The organism is Faecalibacterium sp. DFI.5.82 (assembly GCF_029076575.1).
Lineage (GTDB): Bacteria > Bacillota > Clostridia > Oscillospirales > Ruminococcaceae > Faecalibacterium > Faecalibacterium duncaniae.
The window spans coordinates 1-255 of the sequence record NZ_JARFIS010001215.1; the positions used below are offsets into that span (position 1 = coordinate 1).

1 rRNA gene is annotated in these 255 nt (G+C 47.1%); it reads right to left on the reverse strand.

Annotation, left to right across the window (positions count from 1 at the left end):
- Window positions 1-255, reverse strand: a 23S ribosomal RNA gene (locus P0G09_RS20785); the annotation flags it as partial.

Below are 255 nucleotides of genomic sequence, written 5' to 3' on the forward strand. Positions count from 1 at the left end.
GTATTTCTACTCTCGGTTTGCCCTCTTCCGCGTTCGCTCGCCACTACTTACGGAATCTCGTTTGATGTCTCTTCCTCGCCCTACTTAGATGTTTCAGTTCAGGCGGTTCCCTCAATACACCTATTTTGAATTTCAGTGTATTGTACCTGAGTATGAACCCAGGTGAGTTTCCTCATTCAGAAATCTCCGGATCAATGCTTATTTGCAGCTCCCCGAAGCTTATCGCAGCTTATCACGTCTTTCATCGGCTCCCAG